Origin of the sequence: Chryseobacterium sp. SC28, from assembly GCF_003932955.1 — a bacterium.
Taxonomy (GTDB): domain Bacteria; phylum Bacteroidota; class Bacteroidia; order Flavobacteriales; family Weeksellaceae; genus Epilithonimonas.
Map to the genome: position 1 here is coordinate 31,011 of NZ_QOVY01000008.1, position 17,802 is coordinate 48,812.

Annotated in this window: 22 protein-coding genes; 9 read left to right on the forward strand and 13 right to left on the reverse strand. The window is 40.3% G+C overall.

Annotation, left to right across the window (positions count from 1 at the left end):
• Positions 1–13: 13 nt before the first annotated feature.
• From DTW91_RS06390 to DTW91_RS06435, 10 genes are all read right to left on the reverse strand, one after another.
• A complete protein-coding gene (locus DTW91_RS06390; protein ID WP_125202554.1) occupies positions 14–1,015 on the reverse strand; it encodes a DNA adenine methylase in 1,002 nt (333 codons plus the stop codon).
• A gap of 3 nt (positions 1,016–1,018) precedes the next feature.
• On the reverse strand, positions 1,019–1,633 hold the full coding sequence (locus tag DTW91_RS06395; protein ID WP_125202555.1) for a hypothetical protein: 615 nt from the start codon (positions 1,631–1,633) through the stop codon (positions 1,019–1,021).
• Positions 1,634–1,650: 17 nt separating this feature from the next.
• The gene (locus DTW91_RS06400; RefSeq protein WP_317126008.1) at positions 1,651–2,070 is read right to left on the reverse strand and encodes a PIN domain-containing protein; all 420 of its coding nucleotides are present in this window, start codon (positions 2,068–2,070) and stop codon (positions 1,651–1,653) included.
• Positions 2,067–2,318, reverse strand: a complete 252-nt coding sequence (locus DTW91_RS06405; RefSeq protein ID WP_125202557.1) for a DUF6364 family protein — start codon at positions 2,316–2,318, stop codon at positions 2,067–2,069. The genes DTW91_RS06400 and DTW91_RS06405 overlap by 4 nt, the downstream gene beginning before the upstream one ends.
• Before the next feature lie 79 nt (positions 2,319–2,397).
• Positions 2,398–3,363, reverse strand: coding sequence for a Gfo/Idh/MocA family protein (locus tag DTW91_RS06410; RefSeq protein ID WP_125202558.1), 966 nt, complete (start codon positions 3,361–3,363; stop codon positions 2,398–2,400).
• A gap of 100 nt (positions 3,364–3,463) precedes the next feature.
• Positions 3,464–3,769: a type II toxin-antitoxin system RelE/ParE family toxin gene (locus DTW91_RS06415; RefSeq protein ID WP_125202559.1), complete on the reverse strand. Its 306-nt coding sequence runs from the start codon at positions 3,767–3,769 to the stop codon at positions 3,464–3,466.
• Entirely contained in the window at positions 3,751–3,993 is a 243-nt protein-coding gene (locus tag DTW91_RS06420; RefSeq protein ID WP_125202560.1) for a hypothetical protein, read from the reverse strand. Before DTW91_RS06420 ends, DTW91_RS06415 begins: the two co-directional genes overlap by 19 nt.
• A 44-nt stretch (positions 3,994–4,037) precedes the next feature.
• Positions 4,038–5,069 carry a Gfo/Idh/MocA family oxidoreductase gene (locus tag DTW91_RS06425; RefSeq protein ID WP_125202561.1) on the reverse strand — a complete coding sequence of 344 codons (1,032 nt, stop codon included), beginning with the start codon at positions 5,067–5,069 and terminating at the stop codon, positions 4,038–4,040.
• Positions 5,070–5,221: 152 nt separating this feature from the next.
• Complete coding sequence (locus DTW91_RS06430; RefSeq protein WP_125202562.1) at positions 5,222–6,046, reverse strand: SDR family oxidoreductase; 825 nt, start codon at positions 6,044–6,046, stop codon at positions 5,222–5,224.
• A gap of 149 nt (positions 6,047–6,195) precedes the next feature.
• Positions 6,196–7,173 carry a 3-oxoacyl-ACP synthase III family protein gene (locus DTW91_RS06435; protein ID WP_125202563.1) on the reverse strand — a complete coding sequence of 326 codons (978 nt, stop codon included), beginning with the start codon at positions 7,171–7,173 and terminating at the stop codon, positions 6,196–6,198.
• Positions 7,174–7,370: 197 nt separating this feature from the next.
• On the opposite strand from DTW91_RS06435, the gene DTW91_RS06440 reads away from it, so the two are divergent.
• From DTW91_RS06440 to DTW91_RS06470, 7 genes are all read left to right on the forward strand, one after another.
• The gene (locus DTW91_RS06440; protein WP_125202564.1) at positions 7,371–8,021 is read left to right on the forward strand and encodes a protein-L-isoaspartate(D-aspartate) O-methyltransferase; all 651 of its coding nucleotides are present in this window, start codon (positions 7,371–7,373) and stop codon (positions 8,019–8,021) included.
• A gap of 144 nt (positions 8,022–8,165) precedes the next feature.
• Positions 8,166–8,936, forward strand: a complete 771-nt coding sequence (mazG, locus tag DTW91_RS06445) for a nucleoside triphosphate pyrophosphohydrolase (protein ID WP_125202565.1) — start codon at positions 8,166–8,168, stop codon at positions 8,934–8,936.
• A gap of 61 nt (positions 8,937–8,997) precedes the next feature.
• Positions 8,998–9,597 (forward strand): LemA family protein, encoded by a 600-nt coding sequence (locus DTW91_RS06450; RefSeq protein ID WP_125202566.1) that lies wholly within the window; start codon positions 8,998–9,000, stop codon positions 9,595–9,597.
• Positions 9,594–10,025 carry a TPM domain-containing protein gene (locus DTW91_RS06455; protein WP_125202567.1) on the forward strand — a complete coding sequence of 144 codons (432 nt, stop codon included), beginning with the start codon at positions 9,594–9,596 and terminating at the stop codon, positions 10,023–10,025. The genes DTW91_RS06450 and DTW91_RS06455 overlap by 4 nt, the downstream gene beginning before the upstream one ends.
• Positions 10,006–10,800, forward strand: coding sequence for a TPM domain-containing protein (locus DTW91_RS06460; protein WP_125202568.1), 795 nt, complete (start codon positions 10,006–10,008; stop codon positions 10,798–10,800). The genes DTW91_RS06455 and DTW91_RS06460 overlap by 20 nt, the downstream gene beginning before the upstream one ends.
• 211 nt (positions 10,801–11,011) lie before the next feature.
• Positions 11,012–11,536 (forward strand): NAD(P)H-dependent oxidoreductase, encoded by a 525-nt coding sequence (locus DTW91_RS06465; RefSeq protein ID WP_125202569.1) that lies wholly within the window; start codon positions 11,012–11,014, stop codon positions 11,534–11,536.
• Positions 11,533–13,386: a monovalent cation:proton antiporter-2 (CPA2) family protein gene (locus tag DTW91_RS06470; protein WP_125202570.1), complete on the forward strand. Its 1,854-nt coding sequence runs from the start codon at positions 11,533–11,535 to the stop codon at positions 13,384–13,386. Before DTW91_RS06465 ends, DTW91_RS06470 begins: the two co-directional genes overlap by 4 nt.
• Before the next feature lie 74 nt (positions 13,387–13,460).
• On the opposite strand, the gene DTW91_RS06475 is transcribed toward DTW91_RS06470, so the two are convergent.
• Positions 13,461–15,392 (reverse strand): ABC-F family ATP-binding cassette domain-containing protein, encoded by a 1,932-nt coding sequence (locus DTW91_RS06475; protein WP_125202571.1) that lies wholly within the window; start codon positions 15,390–15,392, stop codon positions 13,461–13,463.
• Between the two features lie 42 nt (positions 15,393–15,434).
• Between DTW91_RS06475 and DTW91_RS12950 the strand changes: the two genes are divergently transcribed.
• Both DTW91_RS12950 and DTW91_RS06480 read left to right on the forward strand, forming a co-directional pair.
• Positions 15,435–15,563 carry a hypothetical protein gene (locus DTW91_RS12950; protein ID WP_262696665.1) on the forward strand — a complete coding sequence of 43 codons (129 nt, stop codon included), beginning with the start codon at positions 15,435–15,437 and terminating at the stop codon, positions 15,561–15,563.
• A gap of 5 nt (positions 15,564–15,568) precedes the next feature.
• A complete protein-coding gene (locus DTW91_RS06480) occupies positions 15,569–16,543 on the forward strand; it encodes a deoxyhypusine synthase family protein (RefSeq protein ID WP_125202572.1) in 975 nt (324 codons plus the stop codon).
• A 104-nt stretch (positions 16,544–16,647) separates the two neighbouring features.
• Here DTW91_RS06480 and DTW91_RS06485 read toward each other — a convergent pair whose 3' ends face one another.
• Both DTW91_RS06485 and DTW91_RS06490 read right to left on the reverse strand, forming a co-directional pair.
• Entirely contained in the window at positions 16,648–16,953 is a 306-nt protein-coding gene (locus DTW91_RS06485; RefSeq protein ID WP_125202573.1) for a DUF493 family protein, read from the reverse strand.
• An 81-nt stretch (positions 16,954–17,034) separates the two neighbouring features.
• Positions 17,035–17,589: a ferritin gene (locus tag DTW91_RS06490; RefSeq protein WP_125202574.1), complete on the reverse strand. Its 555-nt coding sequence runs from the start codon at positions 17,587–17,589 to the stop codon at positions 17,035–17,037.
• Between the last annotated feature and the right edge of the window lie 213 nt (positions 17,590–17,802).

Sequence of the window (17,802 nt, forward strand, 5' to 3'; positions counted from 1 at the left end):
TAAAATCTAATTTCTACTCAGCTTTCTCAAGATAATAAAGAAACTCAGTCGTTTTCGAAGCTTTGTGATTTCGGTTGTCTTCCTTATCGGCTCGGAAACGCTGATACTCGGTTGTAAATATATCATATTTCCCGAATTTGGAAAGTATCTTTTTGATATCGCTGTCCGCCATCAATCCTTCATTGTTGTAGCTGAGGAAAATATGCCTGAATTTTGCATTTTTGATAAGGTCTTCAAAGGTTTTCAGAACTTCCGGCTTGCTGCAGTATTTTGATTTTTGATAATCTCTGAGTCCTGTTTTTCCTTTCGGAGAGAAGTTGTCGTATTTTGCAATGGTGTTCAGAAGATGGTAGTTTGCGCCGTATTGGCGGGCGTTGTAGGGCGGATCGAGATAGAGAATATCGCCTGCAATTTTTTGGATTAATGAATTGCTGTCTTCATTATAAACGTCGTGTGAGTTTTCCGTAAATTCAAAAACGGAAGGAACAATTTCCAGTTTTTTCTGAGCAGATTTTTTAATTTGTTTTAAATATGCGCCATAAACCGAAGCCGTATTGGCCACTTTATCAGCAGCTTTCAAAAGCGAACAAAGCAGAAAATAGTATTGATCTTCAGTTATTTTTCCCGAAATTTTCCATTCTTCAATTTTTTGTCGGACAGCATCGATTTTTTTTCCATTTTCTTCTGAGAAATAAAGTCTTTCCGATTTCCCGTTTTCTGAATATTCATCGCAGATAAAACCAGATTTCCCTTCGAGTGAATTCAATTCATTAATCAAATCTTCATAATCGAAATTTTGATGATTTCCGATATAATTTCGGTTCAGAACATAGCTGTAAAATTCAAAATCGTTGCTGATGACTTTCTTGGTTTCAGATTTGAAATGTCGTCCGACAATCCCGGTTCCTGCAAATAGATCGCAAAATGTTTTATTGGATAGATCTTTGTCAACAACTTCATAAACGGTTTGTTTGATGAAATCCGAAAGTTTGTTTTTGGAACCGATGTAATTCATGGATTAGGCTTTGATCCAAATCAAATCTGAAAGGATCTCGTGAGATTCCAAATTTAAGGAAACTAAATTATCTCCCGAAAAATTGCTGAGATAATCTGTGATTTTTTCTTGGATTAAAATCAGTTCGGTCTTCAGTTTCCAATGTTCTCCATTTTTCTCATCATAAAAAATAATGAAAAGTCGATTGGCGTGATGTTTTCTCCCTTGCTGGCTTTGATTGTTGTAAAGCCATTCAATCAATTCTTTTTTGTGATTAACAGCGTAATCGAAATTCTTTCCAAACTGTCTCGGAAAAACACTGCTTTTATGATCAAACGGAATTCCTGAAATATAAAAATCCACCGTTTTGGAAAACTGATTTTCCTCTTTTTGGACCAAAGAATTCGAAGCGAAAATATCTTCAACAGCTTTCGCCGACCAGAAATTCAGCCAACGGTTGAAAGCGTAGTTTCTCAAACCTTCATCAAAATCTTTACATTGATTCGCCAGACTTTCAAAATCCTGAACTTGATAGATGAATTTAGTTTTAAAATCCCAATCATCAGACTGCTTTCTTCCCCAATTGTAAGGGAAATCGAGGCGTTTTTTGAGTTCTGTTTCCAAAGATGAAATATGCATAACTTTAAATTGGCTTATTAATTCAAAGTTTTTAGAAAAATTTCCGGAGTCATTATAGACAATTTACTAGTCTTGAAATCTTTAATATTTCGAGTAATTATCCTATTAATCCGATGGTCTTGTTGAGCAGAGAAATTTTGCAAAGCATCTTCAAAATCTTTAAAATCAGAATGGAGTGCTGCTAAAACTACATCTTTATCTATATTCGAAATATCAATAATGGTCAGCAGCAATTTAAGACTGGCAACTACATTGACGTGATTTGCAGTTTTTTTTAGCAAATAATAAACATTGCTGATAATGACCGAAGTTACAAAGCCTCGCACCTTACCCTTTTCGCACAAACTTAGGATTTCCGAAGCATCATCTGAGTAGGGTTTTCTATCAAAAAAGAAATCAAGGATGACGTCTGTATCAATTAAAATATGATCCATCATAGATATTTTTCCGACAGACGATCTGTTAATTCTTTTTTATAATCAAAATCTTTGGGAGCTTTGAAAGAACCTTTTAACGATTTTATAGTTGGAGACAATTCGTTCTCCGTTTTAGATTCTTCATCGTTTGTCAAAGTCTTTAGATAATTTTCGATCAGATCGGAGAGGCTGCGTTCCCTTTTTTTTGCATATTTTTTGGCTTTTTCAATAACAGATTGCTCTATTGTTAATGTTAATTTGGTATTCATCACCTTTCATTTTAAAAAACAAAAATAAGGAATTATTTTCACACGTGTTAATTTTATTTTTCAAACACGTGTAATGGAATTACTTCTGTATCAGCCTCATAATCTCCAGCGCAACCTTCAAAGCCTCCGTTCCGTCTTCCAAAGATACCTGAACGGGCAAATTATTTTCTATCGCATTGGCGAAACTTTCCAGTTCATCGAGGATTGCATTATTCGGCTGAATGTTTGGATATTCGAAAAGAATCTGGTTTTTCTCACCGTCAGAATTTTCGATAATCATATCAAAATCAGACGGGTTTTCCGGCGCCGGTTTCATTCGGATCACTTCACATTTTTTGTCCAGAAAATCCACCGAAATATAAGCGTCTTGCTGGAAGAATCTAGATTTTCTCATTGCTTTCATCGATATTCTGGAAGTCGTGAGATTCGCCACGCAACCATTTTCAAACTCAATTCTGGCGTTGCAAATGTCCGGCGTTTTGCTCACAACCGAAACACCGCTTGCGTGAATTAATTTTACTTTTGACTTCACCAAACTCAATAAAATGTCCAAATCGTGAATCATCAAATCCAAAACCACCGAAACGTCCGTTCCTCTCGGATTAAATTCCGCCAGCCTGTGAATCTCGATGAACATTGGATTTTTAATATAATCTTTAGCCCCAATAAACGCCGGATTGTACCTTTCGACGTGTCCAACTTGCGCTTTGATCCCGAATTCTCTGCATTTGTAAAGGATTTCTTCGGCTTGTTCTAAGGTTTGCGTTACCGGTTTTTCTATAAAAAAATGAATGCCTTTTTGGATGGCTTTGATCGCATAATCGTAGTGATACAAGGTTGGCGTTACGATATCCAACATTTCGATTTCGTTCAAAAGCTCATTGAAATTTTTAAAATATTTGTAGCCCAATTCCGCTTCTAGTTTTCTTGCATTTTCTTCGTCTTTATCGTGGAAACCAACGAGTTCGTATTTTTCAGATTGATTCAGTAATCGCAAATGGATTTTTCCCAAATGTCCCGCGCCCACAAGTCCGGCTTTTATCATAGCTTAATTTTCTTAAGACGTAAATTTAAGAATTATCGCCAACCAACATAAAAAAAGACCCGGAAATTTTAAACTTTCGTAGTCTTATTATTTAATATCTTCAAGTGTAGTCGAAGTCTGTTTCATTTTCATCTCTTCTTGCATCCCAAATTGATAAAATGATTAACTGCGTTTCAGTTGCTTCGTAGAAAATCAAGTAATTTCGAACAATGCTGATTCTGGTATTTTCATCAGTAGTCGTTCTTCCAATTTTTGGATGTTGAGATAGGAGATTGATAGCTTCGCTAATTAATATGCTAAGCTTTTTGCTGTATGCTTTGGATTTGGTTTTCTTTGTCCAATAAATTAGAATTTCTTTAAGTTCGAGTTTTGCAGAATTAATCCAGACTACTTTTCTTTTAGCCATTGGTCGATTTCTTTATTTACTTCGTCGTCACTAGATATTTCTCCATTTTCATACTCTCTTCGTGCATCTGCAATTCTGTTTTCTTGTTGTTTTGATAATACAAAAGCATTTTCATCCAGCTCAAAGTCCAACAGTTTCTTGATTTCTCGTATTACCCGAATTTCTTTCAATTCGGTAATTTTATTGATAACCTCTAATTTTAATTCTAATTCGGCTGAACTCATTTTGAATTTTATTTATATCAAATTTACAAAAAAAATAAACCTTTTCATCCTAAAGATATCACTTCTCCTTTTGCCGCGCTTTTCTGTGCCGCTTCAATCACTTTCATCGTATGGTACGCTTGCTTTGCAGTTGCAGGAACTTCCTTATCATTCACAATCGCATCATAAAGGTCATCGCAAAAGTCGAGATAGTTTCCTTGCAAAGTCGGGAAGTGCATCGCTCGGTCGTTGTAAACCAAAAGTCCGGTTTTTTCTTCCGGCTCCGTTCCCCAATTTTCACGATTCGGAATTTTTCCCAGTTTCAGTTCATCTTCCTGAACGTCGCCTCTGTGTTTTAGGAAACTTCCTTTTTTGCCGTGGAAAACATAGGCCGGCGTTGGTTCCTTCACAAAAAAACTGGATTTCAATCGCACGCGTTTGTCAGAATAATAAAGCAAAATATCGAAATAATCATCAATTTGCGTATTCTCTCGCGTCCGCCTGATGTCGGCAAAAACTTTCTCTGGATATCCAAACAATGTCAAAGCCTGATCGATAATATGAGAACCCAGATCCATCAAAATGCTTGCGCCGGGATTGCCACTTTCTTTCCAAGCTTTCGGACTCAGCTGCGGATTGTAGCGTTCAAAACGGATTTCAGCCTCCACGATTTCGCCAATATAATCTTCTTCCAAAACCTTTTTCGCGGTCCGGAAATCGCTGTCGTATCTTCGGTTTTGATAAACGCAGAGTTTCAGTTTTTTCTCTTTCGCAAGCTGATCAAGCTTTTTAGCTTCCTCGGAAGTGGTCGTAAAAGCTTTTTCTACCAAAGCATTTTTACCGGCTTCCAAAACTTTTTTTGTCAAATCAAAATGGGTGTCTATTGGCGTATTTACAACGATTAATTCCGCATCGCTTTCCAAAACTTCTTCCAAAGAATCGAAACTTCGGACTTCCGGATAATCTTTTTGAATCAATTTTTTGCTTCGTTCATAAGCGCCCAACAGTTCAAATCCTTCGTGAACTTCAAAAAACGGAGCGTGGAAAAGTTTCCCGGAACCGCCGTAAGCCAACAAAGCTGTTTTTATTTTTCTCATAAAATTTTACAATTAATTTGAAATAAATTCAACCCGAAAGTCGCAATAAATTTAATGATAAAAAAAATTAAGCCACAAATCTGCGACTTAATTCAAAACATAAAAAATGATGTTCTAAAATCTAAAATTTATAATCTAAAATCTAATAGGCCTTATCCCATAATATGAAAACCACCGTCCACGTGGCGGATTTCACCTGTAATTCTGATGTCTTTTCGGAAAAGATGAACAATCTCGTTCGCTAAATCTTCCGGCAAAGCATTGCCCAGCGGACTGAGGCGGTTGGCTCTTTCGACATCTTCCACTTTCAATGTGGCATTCCCTGCTTTGCTTCCCATATAAGGCGAAAATCGGATGGCATTGGCTCGGATACCATAATTTTTTCCCAATTCATAAGCCATTTCGATGGTCAATCTTTCCAGCGCGGCTTTGGCAATACTCATATTGATGTACGGAAAAAACGAGACTTTTTCTGCCGCAATGTAGCTCAACGAAACAATCGAAGAACCTCTTTGCAGAACGCCATTGGAAAGCAAAGCGTGGCACAACGAAATCAAGGAAAACGCAGAAACATTCATCGTATCATTAAATTCCTCAGCCGTGACTTCCAGCATTGGTTTTACAGATTTGTTTCGGATGGTTTTGTCCATCGCAATCGCGTGCAGAAAGCCATTCAGCTGAATATTTTTATTTTTCAAATCTTCGGCAAGGAACTTTAAACTTTCCGGAAGCGTGACATCCAAAGGCGCGGTGTAAACGTCATCACCCAAAACTTTTTTGCAAGCCGACTCGAAATCCTCATAGTTTTTATTGAGAAATCCGGCTGCTTTTTCAGAAAGGTTGATGTGAAAAGGGGTGACGCCCAAACCGGTGCAAACGACTTTTCCGTTGTTTTCTAATATTTTTTCAGCCGTTTTCATCGCCAGCGAGTTTTCGTCGGCTATCCCAGTAATCAGGAAAGTTTGATTTTCTAACATATTGATTTTCAATTAATATTTTACAATTAACAATTAACAATTAACAATTAACCATTAACCATTAACAATTAACAATTACAATTAACAATTAACAATTAACCATTAACCATTAACCATTAACAATTAACAATTAACAATTAACAATTAATTTAAGCTTTATAAAGCGCCGTTCCCCAAGTCCATCCCGAACCGACGGCTGCGAAAAGCAAGATATTTCCGGGTTTTATCTTTCCGCTTTTGTAAGTTTCGTCAAGCACGATGGGGATGGTTCCGCCAGAAGTGTTGGCGTATTTGTCCATATTCGTCATCACTTTTTCAAAAGGAATATTGGTTTTTCGAGCCGTTTCCTGAAGAATCCTGATGCTTGGCTGGTGCGGAATGACCCAATCGACATTGTCTGAAGTCATTTGGTTGGCTTCGAGGATTTCGTCAATTGTTTCCGGCAAAACTCTCGTTGCGGTTTCATAAACCTCTTTGCCATTCATTTGGAAATAATGAAGTTTCTGTTTCAAAGTTTCTTCTGAAGCCGGCATTTCCGAGCCACCGGCCGGAATATTGAAATGATATTTCCCAGTGCCATCTGCGTGCAATTTAAAATCGAAAAAGCCTTTGTCTTCAGTTGTGGCGGATAGCAAAATTGCGCCTGCGCCGTCTCCAAAAAACACCGAATCTTTTCTTTCCCAATCGGTAATCGTCGAAAATGTATCGGCACCGATTACCAAAACATTCTTGTACATTCCCGTTTCGATGAATTGGCTACCGATCGCAATTCCGTAAAGTCCGCCTGAGCAGACGGCCGAAATATCGAAAGCAACGGCTTTTGGCGCTTTCATTTTTTCTTGCACGAAGCACGCTGTGGACGGTGCTTGCCGGTCTGGCGTGGAGGTGGCAACGATGATCAGATCTACGTCTTCTGGCGCTACATCGGTGTTTTCCAAAGCTCTCAGTCCGGCTTTGTACGCCAAATCGCTGGTCACTTCGCCTTCGGCAATTCGGCGTTCCCTGATTCCCAAGTTTTTAAAAATCCATTCGTCGGACGAACCTACTTTTTCGAAGAAAGCATTTTTTAAAATTTTTGGTGGAACGTAAGACCCGGTTCCTTTTATATAAGCTCTTATTTTCTGCATAAATCCGTTAGCGTTTTTAAATTTAAATTAAAATGAAATCAAACCATTTGTTTTAATAAAAAAACAATCAAATTTATAAAGTTTAATCGGAATGGGAGAGAGATATTTAATAAAAGTTGAAAATTATGATTCTTATTTGGATTTTAAATTTATCCTTCGGAAATTGCACATTCTTTACCAAAGAACCAATAGCTATAATGAGAGATACTTACGTTCATAAAGGCAAGAGAAAACAGTTGGTGGATTATCTTCACCAAAAAATTGGCATTGCCGACAGTTTGGTGTTGGCTGCAATGAACGAAGTTCCCAGACATCTCTTTATAGAAAGCGTTTTCGAGGATTATGCTTATGAAGATCGCGCTTTCCCGATTGCGGCGAAACAGACCATTTCTCATCCGTCAACCGTTGCCGAGCAAACCGAATTGTTGGCAGTAAAGGAAGGCGAAAAAATCTTGGAAATAGGAACGGGTTGCGGTTATCAGACGGCTGTTCTGGTCAAAATGAAAGCCTTGGTTTACACCATTGAACGCCAGAAAGATTTGTTCGATTTTTCTCATAAGATTTTCAAAGAATTGGATATTCGTCCCAAATTTCAGAGTTTTGGCGATGGATTTGCGGGGTTGCCAACGTTTGCGCCTTTTGACAAAGTCTTGGTAACTTGCGGTGCAGAAATGCTACCAACCGAATTATTGAAACAATTGAAAGTCGGAGGAAAAATGGTCATTCCACTCGGAAAAACCGATGAGCAGATTCTTTACAGGTTTACGAAGATTTCGGATACGCAGTTTGAGAAAGAGGAATTTGGGGTTTACAAATTTGTTCCAATGTTGCAAAATAAGTCACACTGATTTAGTTGATAGTTTATGGTTGACAGTTGTTGGAAATTGACTTGGAAAGACAAAGGTCAAAGTTACAAATGGATGTGGAAGGCGAAAAACTGCCCAAGAAAAATTAATAATCAATTATCATTAATCAATTATCATTAATCAATTATGAACTCACGGCAGGAAAAAATGGAGGCATTTGGAAGGCTGCTCGACATTATGGACGATCTGCGGGGAAAATGCCCGTGGGACAGGAAACAGACCTTGGAAAGTTTGCGCCATCTGACGTTGGAAGAAACTTACGAATTGTCCGATGCCATATTGAACAATGACCTTTTGGAAGTCAAAAAAGAACTCGGCGATGTGCTTCTGCATTTGGTTTTTTATGCGAAAATCGGTTCTGAGAAAGAGAGTTTCGATATTGCTGACGTAATTAATTCTTTGAACGAAAAACTGATTTTCCGCCACCCGCATATTTATGGGAATGCCGTTGCAGAAGACGAAGAAGCGGTGAAGCAAAACTGGGAAAAACTGAAACTTAAGGAAGGCAATAAATCCGTTCTGGAAGGTGTTCCCAAGAGTTTACCGCCGATTATCAAAGCGTACAGAATTCAGGATAAAGTAAAAGGAATAGGTTTTGAATTTGATTCTGCGGAAGATGCTTGGGCGAAGGTGGAAGAGGAGCTGGAGGAATTTCACGCGGAAACTGATGTTGATAAGAAGGAAAACGAACTCGGCGACGTCTTTTTTTCTTTGATCAATTATGCCAGAATTTCCGGACTAAATGCTGATACAGCCTTAGAAAAAACCAATTCCAAATTCATCTCCAGATTCCAAAAAATGGAAGAACTTGCGAAATCACAAAATCTAAATCTCTCCGATTTGAACCTCGAAAAAATGGACAAACTGTGGGAAGAAGCCAAGCTTTTTGAAAAATAAATTCTTTGGATATATTTAATTTGTATATTTGGTTCGTTAACATTTAAAAAAACATAAAAATATGAAAGGTAAAGGTTGTTTGGTTGCCGGAGTCGTAGTACTAGTCGTGGCGGCAATCGTTTTCTTTTGGGGCAAGAACGCCTACAACAGTTTCACCGCAAGCGAGCAGGAGGTCATCTCCAAGTGGTCCAATGTGGAAACAGCGTATCAGAAAAGAGCCAATCTGATTCCAAATCTCGAAAGAACCGTGAAATCTTATGCAAAATTTGAAACCGAAACATTAACACAAGTGGTGGAAGCAAGATCAAAAGCTACTTCTATCAACATCGATCCAACCAATATGACAGAAGCTGATATGGCGAAGTTTCAAGCAGCCCAAGGCGAACTTAGCGGATCGCTCAGCCGATTGATGGCCGTTGTGGAAAGCTATCCCAACCTCAAGGCAGATCAGCAATACATCAATTTTCAAAGAGAATATACCGCGATAGAAAACAGCATTCGTACAGAGACCGTCTATTACAACGATGCGGTCAGGAAATACAACACGAGCATCAAACAGTTTCCGGGAAATATCATTGCGAATTTTACAAACTTCAAAGAAAAACCATACTTCAAATCTGAAGCGGGCGCAGAAAAAGCACCGAGCGTTTTCTCAGAATAATGAAGCATTATCTTACAGATCCAGAGATGGCTTCCCTCGTGGAGGCCATCAAACTCGCCGAGGATCACTCGTCGGGAGAGATCCGTGTGCATATCGATGAGACAGCGGAGACAGATTTTGCCAAGAAAGCCTTCGGCATCTTCCAATCCTTGGAAATGCACAAAACCAAAGAACGAAATGCCGTTTTGTTTTATGTGAATTTTGAACACCATTATCTCACCATCATCGGCGACGAGGGCATTCACAAGAAAGTGCAACAAGAATTTTGGGACACGCTGCACGACGAAATCACCGCTGAATTTGCCAAAGGAAATTATTACCAAGGTCTCAAAAATGCCATCCTGAAAACCGGTTACGAACTTAAAAAATATTTCCCCGTGGGTACAGAAAATAGCAATGAACTATCCAATGATATCAGCTTCTCTTAAACGGTCTGTGTTTGCCATATTTCTGATCTTTGGTTTCGCGATCAAGGCGCAGAATATTCCGGAAAAACCGGCCGTGCTTTATCCGGTTTATGACAAGGCCAATTTGCTATCGGAAAGCGAAGAACAGGCTCTCAATCAGAAACTTATCAAATTCTCGGACTCTACTTCTACAGAAATCGAAGTCATTATTCTGCCCACAACAGGTGGCGAAGATGTGAACTATCTTGCAACAATGTATGGCGAAAAATGGGGAATTGGACAAAAAGGAGTAGATAACGGCGTCGTTTTCCTGATAGCGACAGAAGATCACACCATGGCCATCCAGCAAGGCCGCGCGGTAGAGCAATATTTGACGGCGGCCGTTGCGGGGCAGATTTTGGATTATCTCGTGGCGCCAAGCTTCAAAAAAGGCGAATGGTACAAAGGGATAGACCGCGGGACGTCTGCAATAATGGAGGCTGTGCAGGGGAAATTCAAACCGATTGTCAAGAAGCAGGATAAAGGTAACGAAGTCAATTTTGGCGTTCTTTTTTTGATCATTTTGATCATTTTTATTTTTATCGGTTTTATCAACAAAAACGGTGGTGGCAACGGTGACGGCGATGATTATACGCTTTCCAGACGAGGAAGACGAAGATACGGCGGCGGATTTTTCCCATTTCCGGGCAGTTTCGGTGGAGGAGGATTTGGTGGAGGCAGCAGTGGCAGCGGAGGTTTCGGCGGCTTTGGCGGCGGCGGCAGTTTCGGCGGCGGCGGCGCTTCTGGTGGATGGTAAAAATCACTAATTCAAATATTAAGTCACAATTCATAAAAGGAATGGTGACTTTTTTACTGAAATGCTGGTTGGTTAGATTTTATAAAAATTTTGGACACTCAACAACAATCAGGCTAAGCAAATTACAAACTGCAAATAATTTTAATCTCGGATGGCTTAAGAATTTGATTTATTTCAAAAATTCGTTATATTTACGAAAATCGAGATTTCTTTGAAAAAAACACTGGTTCTTTTTGCGCATCCTTATTTAGAACATTCTACCACTAATGTAAGATTGTTGGATTGTTATGAAGATAGCGCCAACATTACTTTCCGCGACTTGTATGAGGATTATCCTGATTTTCACATTCATACTTTTCGGGAGCGCAAAAGGATTGTGGACTATGACCGGCTTGTTTTTCATTTCCCAATCATTTGGTTTGGGATGCCACCGTTGCTCAAACTTTGGATCGACGAGGTTTTCGATATGCGCTGGATCTCGGAAGGAGAATTCAATATCTTGTCGGGAAAAGATGCTTTGATTGTCACAAGCGTTGGCGGTAGCCGGAGCAATTATAGCAAGGAAGGCAAATATAAAACCTGTGTCGAAGAGTTGCTCACGGGATTGCGTGTGGCGCTCGATGTGAACAACATCGAGTTGAAAAAAACATTCATTGTTTATAATGCCGACACCCTGAATGAGAAGCAACTCGATGTGTATTGTGAAGAATTATCAGAAATTTTGAAAATAGAATGACGGAAAATTCGATTGCAATGACGATTCTTATTTTCTTAGGCGTTGCCATTATTTTGGTGCCGCTTGGGAAAAAACTGGGTTTGAGCTCCGTGATTGGATATCTTTTAGGCGGCATTTTAATCGGTCCTTTTTGCTTACAATTGACGGGCGAAGACGCACAAGATATTATGCACGCTTCGGAATTGGGCGTGATTATGCTTTTGTTTTTGGTAGGTCTGGAGCTGGAACCGCAGAAACTCTGGCAAATCAGAAAAAGGATTCTAGGATTGGGATTGAGCCAAATGCTGCTGAGTATCGTCGGGATTTTAATTGTTTTTTATATCGCCGGTTTTGGGTTGCAAAAATCCATTATCATTGCGCTTTGTTTTGCAATGTCGTCCACAGCAATCGTCTTGCAAACCTTAAAGGAGAAGAATCTTTTCCGAACCGTAAGTGGTGAATCATCCTTTTCTATCCTGCTTTTCCAAGACATTGCGGTCATTCCTATTTTGGCACTTTTACCTTTTTTCTCAAAATCCAAAAATGCCTTGGCGCAGGCCGATCAAGAAAAAGTTTTGCTGCACTACATCCCGGAATGGCTGCAGCCTTATACCGTCATCGGTGCGATATTGATCTTAATTCTGCTCGGGCGGTATATCTTCGTTCCATTTCTCAGGTTTGTTTCAAAATCCGGCCTCAATGAACTCCTCACCGCGGCCTCATTATTCCTCGTCATCGGAGTTTCAGAACTGATGATCTCGATTGGATTGAGTCCGGCCTTGGGCGCTTTCATCGCAGGTGTGATGCTTGCCAACAGCGAGTTTCGGCACGAGTTGGAAAGCAATATAGATCCATTCAAAGGTTTGTTGCTGGCCGTTTTTTTTGTGAGCGTGGGCGCTACTATCAATTTTGACGTCATTGCTTCCAAACCGTTTTTTATTTTTGCGGCAGCGTTTGTCGTTTTAGCAATCAAGGCCATCGTGTTATTTGGCATCGGAAAGTATTATAAAATGAATACAGAGCAGAGTTTATTCCTCGCTTTTGCGCTGTCGCAAGTCGGAGAGTTTGCTTTTGTTTTGATAAATTTCTCTGCCAGCTTATATCTAATAGATTATCAGGCCAATTCGGAATTGATGGCGATTGTGGCCATTACGATGTGCATCTCGCCATTGCTCTTGATCTTTAAAGAGAAAGTTCTGGACAAGCATTTTATAAAAGATGATTCCGAGGAAGGAAAAGCAGAGTTGGGAATCATTAAGCAGCGCAAGATCATCATCGTCGGGTTCGGATATTTTGGCAGTACGGTGGGTAGATTGCTGAAATCCAACGGCGTACGGGCTACAGTTTTGGATAACGATCCCGAGCGTGTTGCCCTGTTGCGAGCCAACGGCTTCAATGTCTATTATGGCGATGCCACGAAGCCGGCATTGCTGCGTTCGGCCGGTATCGAGGATGCCGATCTGCTCGTTCTCTGTCTCGATGATCCGGAAAAAAATAAGCTGCTGGTGGATTACGTCAAAGAGAATTATCCTCATATCAAGATCTTTGTGCGAGCCAAAAACCGCATAGATGCCTACCAGTTTATCAAGAAAAATGTTGATAATATTTACCGCGAAACTCTGGGAACCGCCGTCGATATGGCAGTGGACGTGCTAGCAGAATCCGGAATGCGAAGATACACGGCCCGACGGATGGGCAAGCGTTTTATGACGATCGATAAAGCAATGACCCGAAAACTTGCCAAAGAAAAAAAGGAAAATATGGTCACATTTACATTACGGGAAACGGTGGAACGAGAAGCAGAATTGCTGGCTCTCGACAGTATTTCCTTCGATGAAAACCATTGGAGCGGTGCCGAAGAAGACGATTAATAGAACGGTTCTGGGTATATTTTGATTCTTTTCGCAATCAGATCTATTGGATTCCGAGAACTTTCAGCATTTTTTTAGATTTCCAACTGAGTTCCCAAGAATTCCCATTCCTGCAAAGTGAGATCCAATTCTTCTTTCGTTTTATTGTACGATTCCAAAACCTGTTCCGAAGGATTTTCTTTGGTAAACGAACTTTCGAATGCCTCGATTTTCAGTTCCAGTTCCGAGATTTTTTCTTCTATTTTTTTGATTTTGTTTTGGATATTTTTTTGCTCTTTACTCACAATGATATTTGATTCTTGCCGCTTGATTTGCTCCGGAACTTTAACTTTTTTCGCTTCGGGAATTTCTTCCTGATGCAATTTGGCTTTCTCGGCAGAGATCTCTCGGATGCTTTCTTTTTGGCGGTATTCCAAATATTCGTCGATGGTTCCTAGGAATTCTTTCATCTTTCCGTCTCGGAATTCGAAAATCTTGTCCGTCAATCCTTGCAGAAACTCGCGGTCGTGCGAGATCACGATCAAGGTACCTTCGAACTTCTGGAGAGCCAGCTTGATAATTTCCTTCGATTGGATGTCCAAGTGGTTCGTTGGCTCATCCATAATCAACGTGTTGAACGGGCGTAGCAACAGTTTACAAAGCGCCAAGCGGTTCCTTTCGCCTCCGGAAAGGACTTTGGTTTTCTTCGTGACATCGTCGCCCGTGAAAAGGAAAGAGCCCAGCAAATCGCGCACGCGCGGTCTGGTTTCCTCTGTCGCGCTGTCTTCCGCTTCTTGCAAAACGGTTTTGTCCGGCGTCAAAACTTCTTCCTGATTCTGAGCAAAATAGCCGATGTTGACGTTGTGGCCCAAGTTCCAAGTGCCCGAATAATCGGTGATGTCCCCGGCGAGAATTTTGGCCAATGTGGTTTTTCCCTGCCCGTTTTGGCCCAGAAGTGCGATTCGGTCGCCACGTTCTACAAAGAAATCTACGTGATCAAAAATCTGCTTGTTACCATAAGCTTTCCCGAGATTTTGTGCTTCGAAAATCACTTTTCCCGGCGTAATACCAGGCTGAAAGCGAATATTGAATTTGGAAACATCTTCATTCTCCACTTCTATGCGTTCTACTTTGTCCAATTTTTTGATCAAGGATTGCGCAAACGAGGCTTTGGAAGCGCTCGCGCGGAATTTATTGATGAGTTCCTCGGTATGTTTGATCTCCGCATCCTGATTTTTTTTCGCTTGGATGAGTTTTTCCTTTCTGTCTTTTCTCAGTTCCAGATATTTGGAATAGTTGGCTTTGTAGTCGTCGATTTTTTTGTTGTTGATATCAAAAGTTCGGTTGCAAGTGGCGGTCATAAACTGCTTATCGTGGCTCACCAGCAACATTGATCCTTGATAATCCTTGAGAAAATCCTCCAGCCAGATGATGGATTCCATATCGAGGTGATTGGTCGGCTCATCCAGCAGCATCAAATCGTTTTGCTGAAGGAGTAGTTTGGCAAGTTCGATTCTCATCCTCCAGCCTCCCGAAAATTCGTCGGTTATTTTGTGAAAATCATCGGCTTTGAAACCCAATCCAAAGAGAATTTTCTCCACATCGCCTTCCAGATTATACGCATCGTGGTTCATCAAGAGGTCGTTGAGGTCCGTCATCTTGTGAATGAGATCGCTGTAAGCATCACTTTCGTAATCGGTTCGGGTTGCCAGCTGATGGTTGACATCCTCCAATTCATTTTTCAATGCATTGATTTTTTCAAAAGCCTGCATCGTCTCGTCCCAGACGGTTCTTCCTTTTACGAAATCGAGATCTTGTTTTAGGAAACCGATGGTGATGTTGCCTTCGGGGATGACGGAACCTTCATAGAAAGCGATCTCTCCGGAAAGTATTTTTAGAAGTGTGGATTTTCCGGCTCCGTTTTTCCCCACCAATCCGATTTTGTCTCCTTTTTTGATTGTAAAATTGGTGTCTTTGAAAAGATAATTTCCTGCGTGATGTAATCCTAATCCCTGAACCGAAAGCATTTGTTGTCTGTATTTTATTTGAATGTGCAAAAGTAGTGAAATATGATGGAAGTTGGAAGTTGTATTTGGGCAATGGGAATGTGCTACACCCACAAACGCGGATATTTCGAAAAAGCCTTTGTCCTCGCCCTTCCATCATTGAAACAAATCCTTATCTTTGCAGAAACTTAAAAATAATGAGCAAACCGATTACTGAGTTCATAGAAAAATATTATCTGCACTTCAATGCTGCCACCTTGGTAGATGCTTCCAAAGCTTATGTAGCGCATTTGAAGGATGGCGGAAAAATGATGATCACGCTGGCCGGCGCTATGTCCACCGCAGAATTAGGAAAGATTCTGGCAGAGATAATTCGCCAAGGCAAAGTGGATTTCATTTCTTGCACCGGCGCCAACCTCGAGGAGGATTTGATGAATCTGGTAGCGCATTCTCACTACGAAAGGGTGCCGCATTACAGAGATCTGACGCCTCAGGAAGAGTGGGAATTGTTGGAAAAAGGACTAAATCGAGTGACTGATACCTGCATCCCGGAGGAAGAAGCCTTCCGAAGATTGCAGAAACATATCTACGAAATCTGGAAAGATGCTGATGAAAAAGGAGAACGATATTTTCCGCACGAGTATATGTACAAGATGGTTCTGTCCGGCGTTCTGGAACAATATTACGAGATCCCGCGAGAAAATTCTTGGATGATTGCTGCGGCAGAGAAAAATCTCCCAATCGTTGTTCCTGGATGGGAAGATTCTACGATGGGTAATATTTTCACATCCTATTGTATCAAAGGTGATTTGAAGTTTTCTACAATGAAATCGGGCATCGAATATATGGCCTATTTGGCGGATTGGTATCCAAAGAATTCCGGCGGCAAAGGCGTTGGATTTTTCCAAATTGGTGGCGGAATCGCGGGCGACTTTCCCATCTGCGTCGTTCCGATGCTGTATCAGGATATGGAGATGCACGATATTCCGTTTTGGAGTTATTTCTGTCAGATTTCCGATTCCACAACCTCGTATGGATCGTACTCCGGCGCAGTTCCAAACGAAAAAATAACTTGGGGGAAACTGGATGTCAAGACTCCGAAGTTCATTGTTGAAAGTGATGCAACCATCTGTGCGCCCTTGATGTTCAGCTATATTCTTGAAAATTCATAAGCCGAGCTGCGAAAAAAAGGCGTCCAAGTGCGGAACGCCATTTTTTTTATGTTCATTTGTCGCTCATCATTTATCGCTCATCATTTATCGCTCATCAATTATAATCAAAGCATCATCACATTTTCTATTTTGGCTACTTGCTGATAGATTTCTATCACGTGATCGGCATCCATCACGAAGCATTGGAATGAGACCGACGTGTAGGTTCCTTTCGAGCTTTCTCTATTGGATAAGGTGTATTTGAGACCGTCGAATATGCGTATAATTTCGGTAACTTTTTCAGAATCGCCCCGAACAATAAATTTGAAAAGGTACTCTTCGGGGAAATTATGTTGCTGTTCCAATTTTTCTTTCAGTGATTTGTAAAATTCTTCCGGGTTATCGTGGTTGCTTTCTATGATATTGGCCATTTTTCTTTTTAATATATTTGATTAATGAAAAAAATCTCCGCAAAAAAACGGAGATCAAAGTTAGTGATATTTATTTTATTCTTATGAGGGCTTATCCGCCGTCGCTTCTTGAGGCAAAGAGACGCTGTCGGGCGCTTCTTCCAGAGCTTTATCCAAAGCAAAAAGGGATTCGTCTGTGGCATTGTCTCCTCCTGCAATTTTTAATTTATCGATCAATTCCAACGCCAGTTTTTCCTCCTCAATTTGTTCTTTTACGAACCATTGCATGAAATTCCACGTGGCCCAATCTTTTTCTTCTAAAGATAGATTGACTATTTCATAAATGGCAGTTGTGTTGTCTACTTCGTGTTCAAAAATTTTATTGAAAGCGTCTGTGAGATTTTGTGGATTTTGCGGTGGTGCGGGAATAGCTTCTATTGTCGGCACGCCTCCTCGGTCGAGGATATAGCGCATCAATTTGGTCATATGGTTTCGTTCTTCTTGCGCGTGTCGGTAGAGGAAATTGGCAATGCCGCCATAGCCTTCCCCATCGGCCCAGCAGCCATACGAAAGGAAAATTTGCGCCGCATGCGCTTCTTTGGTCATTTGTTTAATGAGGGCTTGCTGCATTGGGTAGGATAGTCTGTTGGTATTCATAATTCCACAATTTAATAAGGTATTTGGAGTTTTTTGAGAGCTGCCTCGCTCAATATTTTTTCAATTTTACTAAAAACGCAAATATTGCGCCAAAAATCGGGGAATCTTTAAGAAGCTATTTGCTGAATAATAAGTTAATAATGAAATTTTTCGGACTGATATTCAGTATATTAAACATTTGTTAATAAAAATTAACGCGATGTTAAAAAAATA

Excerpts from the sequence above, each read along its gene's own strand:
- DTW91_RS06390 (WP_125202554.1), bottom strand. The coding sequence starts at position 1,015 with ATGAATTACATCGGTTCCAAAAACAAACTTTCGGATTTCATCAAACAA.
- DTW91_RS06395 (WP_125202555.1), bottom strand. The coding sequence starts at position 1,633 with ATGCATATTTCATCTTTGGAAACAGAACTCAAAAAACGCCTCGATTTC.
- DTW91_RS06400 (WP_317126008.1), bottom strand. The coding sequence starts at position 2,070 with ATGATGGATCATATTTTAATTGATACAGACGTCATCCTTGATTTCTTT.
- DTW91_RS06405 (WP_125202557.1), bottom strand. The coding sequence starts at position 2,318 with ATGAATACCAAATTAACATTAACAATAGAGCAATCTGTTATTGAAAAA.
- DTW91_RS06410 (WP_125202558.1), bottom strand. The coding sequence starts at position 3,363 with ATGATAAAAGCCGGACTTGTGGGCGCGGGACATTTGGGAAAAATCCAT.
- DTW91_RS06415 (WP_125202559.1), bottom strand. The coding sequence starts at position 3,769 with ATGGCTAAAAGAAAAGTAGTCTGGATTAATTCTGCAAAACTCGAACTT.
- DTW91_RS06420 (WP_125202560.1), bottom strand. The coding sequence starts at position 3,993 with ATGAGTTCAGCCGAATTAGAATTAAAATTAGAGGTTATCAATAAAATT.
- DTW91_RS06425 (WP_125202561.1), bottom strand. The coding sequence starts at position 5,069 with ATGAGAAAAATAAAAACAGCTTTGTTGGCTTACGGCGGTTCCGGGAAA.
- DTW91_RS06430 (WP_125202562.1), bottom strand. The coding sequence starts at position 6,046 with ATGTTAGAAAATCAAACTTTCCTGATTACTGGGATAGCCGACGAAAAC.
- DTW91_RS06435 (WP_125202563.1), bottom strand. The coding sequence starts at position 7,173 with ATGCAGAAAATAAGAGCTTATATAAAAGGAACCGGGTCTTACGTTCCA.
- DTW91_RS06440 (WP_125202564.1), top strand. The coding sequence starts at position 7,371 with ATGAGAGATACTTACGTTCATAAAGGCAAGAGAAAACAGTTGGTGGAT.
- mazG (WP_125202565.1), top strand. The coding sequence starts at position 8,166 with ATGAACTCACGGCAGGAAAAAATGGAGGCATTTGGAAGGCTGCTCGAC.
- DTW91_RS06450 (WP_125202566.1), top strand. The coding sequence starts at position 8,998 with ATGAAAGGTAAAGGTTGTTTGGTTGCCGGAGTCGTAGTACTAGTCGTG.
- DTW91_RS06460 (WP_125202568.1), top strand. The coding sequence starts at position 10,006 with ATGATATCAGCTTCTCTTAAACGGTCTGTGTTTGCCATATTTCTGATC.
- DTW91_RS06470 (WP_125202570.1), top strand. The coding sequence starts at position 11,533 with ATGACGGAAAATTCGATTGCAATGACGATTCTTATTTTCTTAGGCGTT.
- DTW91_RS06475 (WP_125202571.1), bottom strand. The coding sequence starts at position 15,392 with ATGCTTTCGGTTCAGGGATTAGGATTACATCACGCAGGAAATTATCTT.
- DTW91_RS12950 (WP_262696665.1), top strand. The coding sequence starts at position 15,435 with ATGATGGAAGTTGGAAGTTGTATTTGGGCAATGGGAATGTGCTACACC.
- DTW91_RS06480 (WP_125202572.1), top strand. The coding sequence starts at position 15,569 with ATGAGCAAACCGATTACTGAGTTCATAGAAAAATATTATCTGCACTTC.
- DTW91_RS06485 (WP_125202573.1), bottom strand. The coding sequence starts at position 16,953 with ATGGCCAATATCATAGAAAGCAACCACGATAACCCGGAAGAATTTTAC.
- DTW91_RS06490 (WP_125202574.1), bottom strand. The coding sequence starts at position 17,589 with ATGAATACCAACAGACTATCCTACCCAATGCAGCAAGCCCTCATTAAA.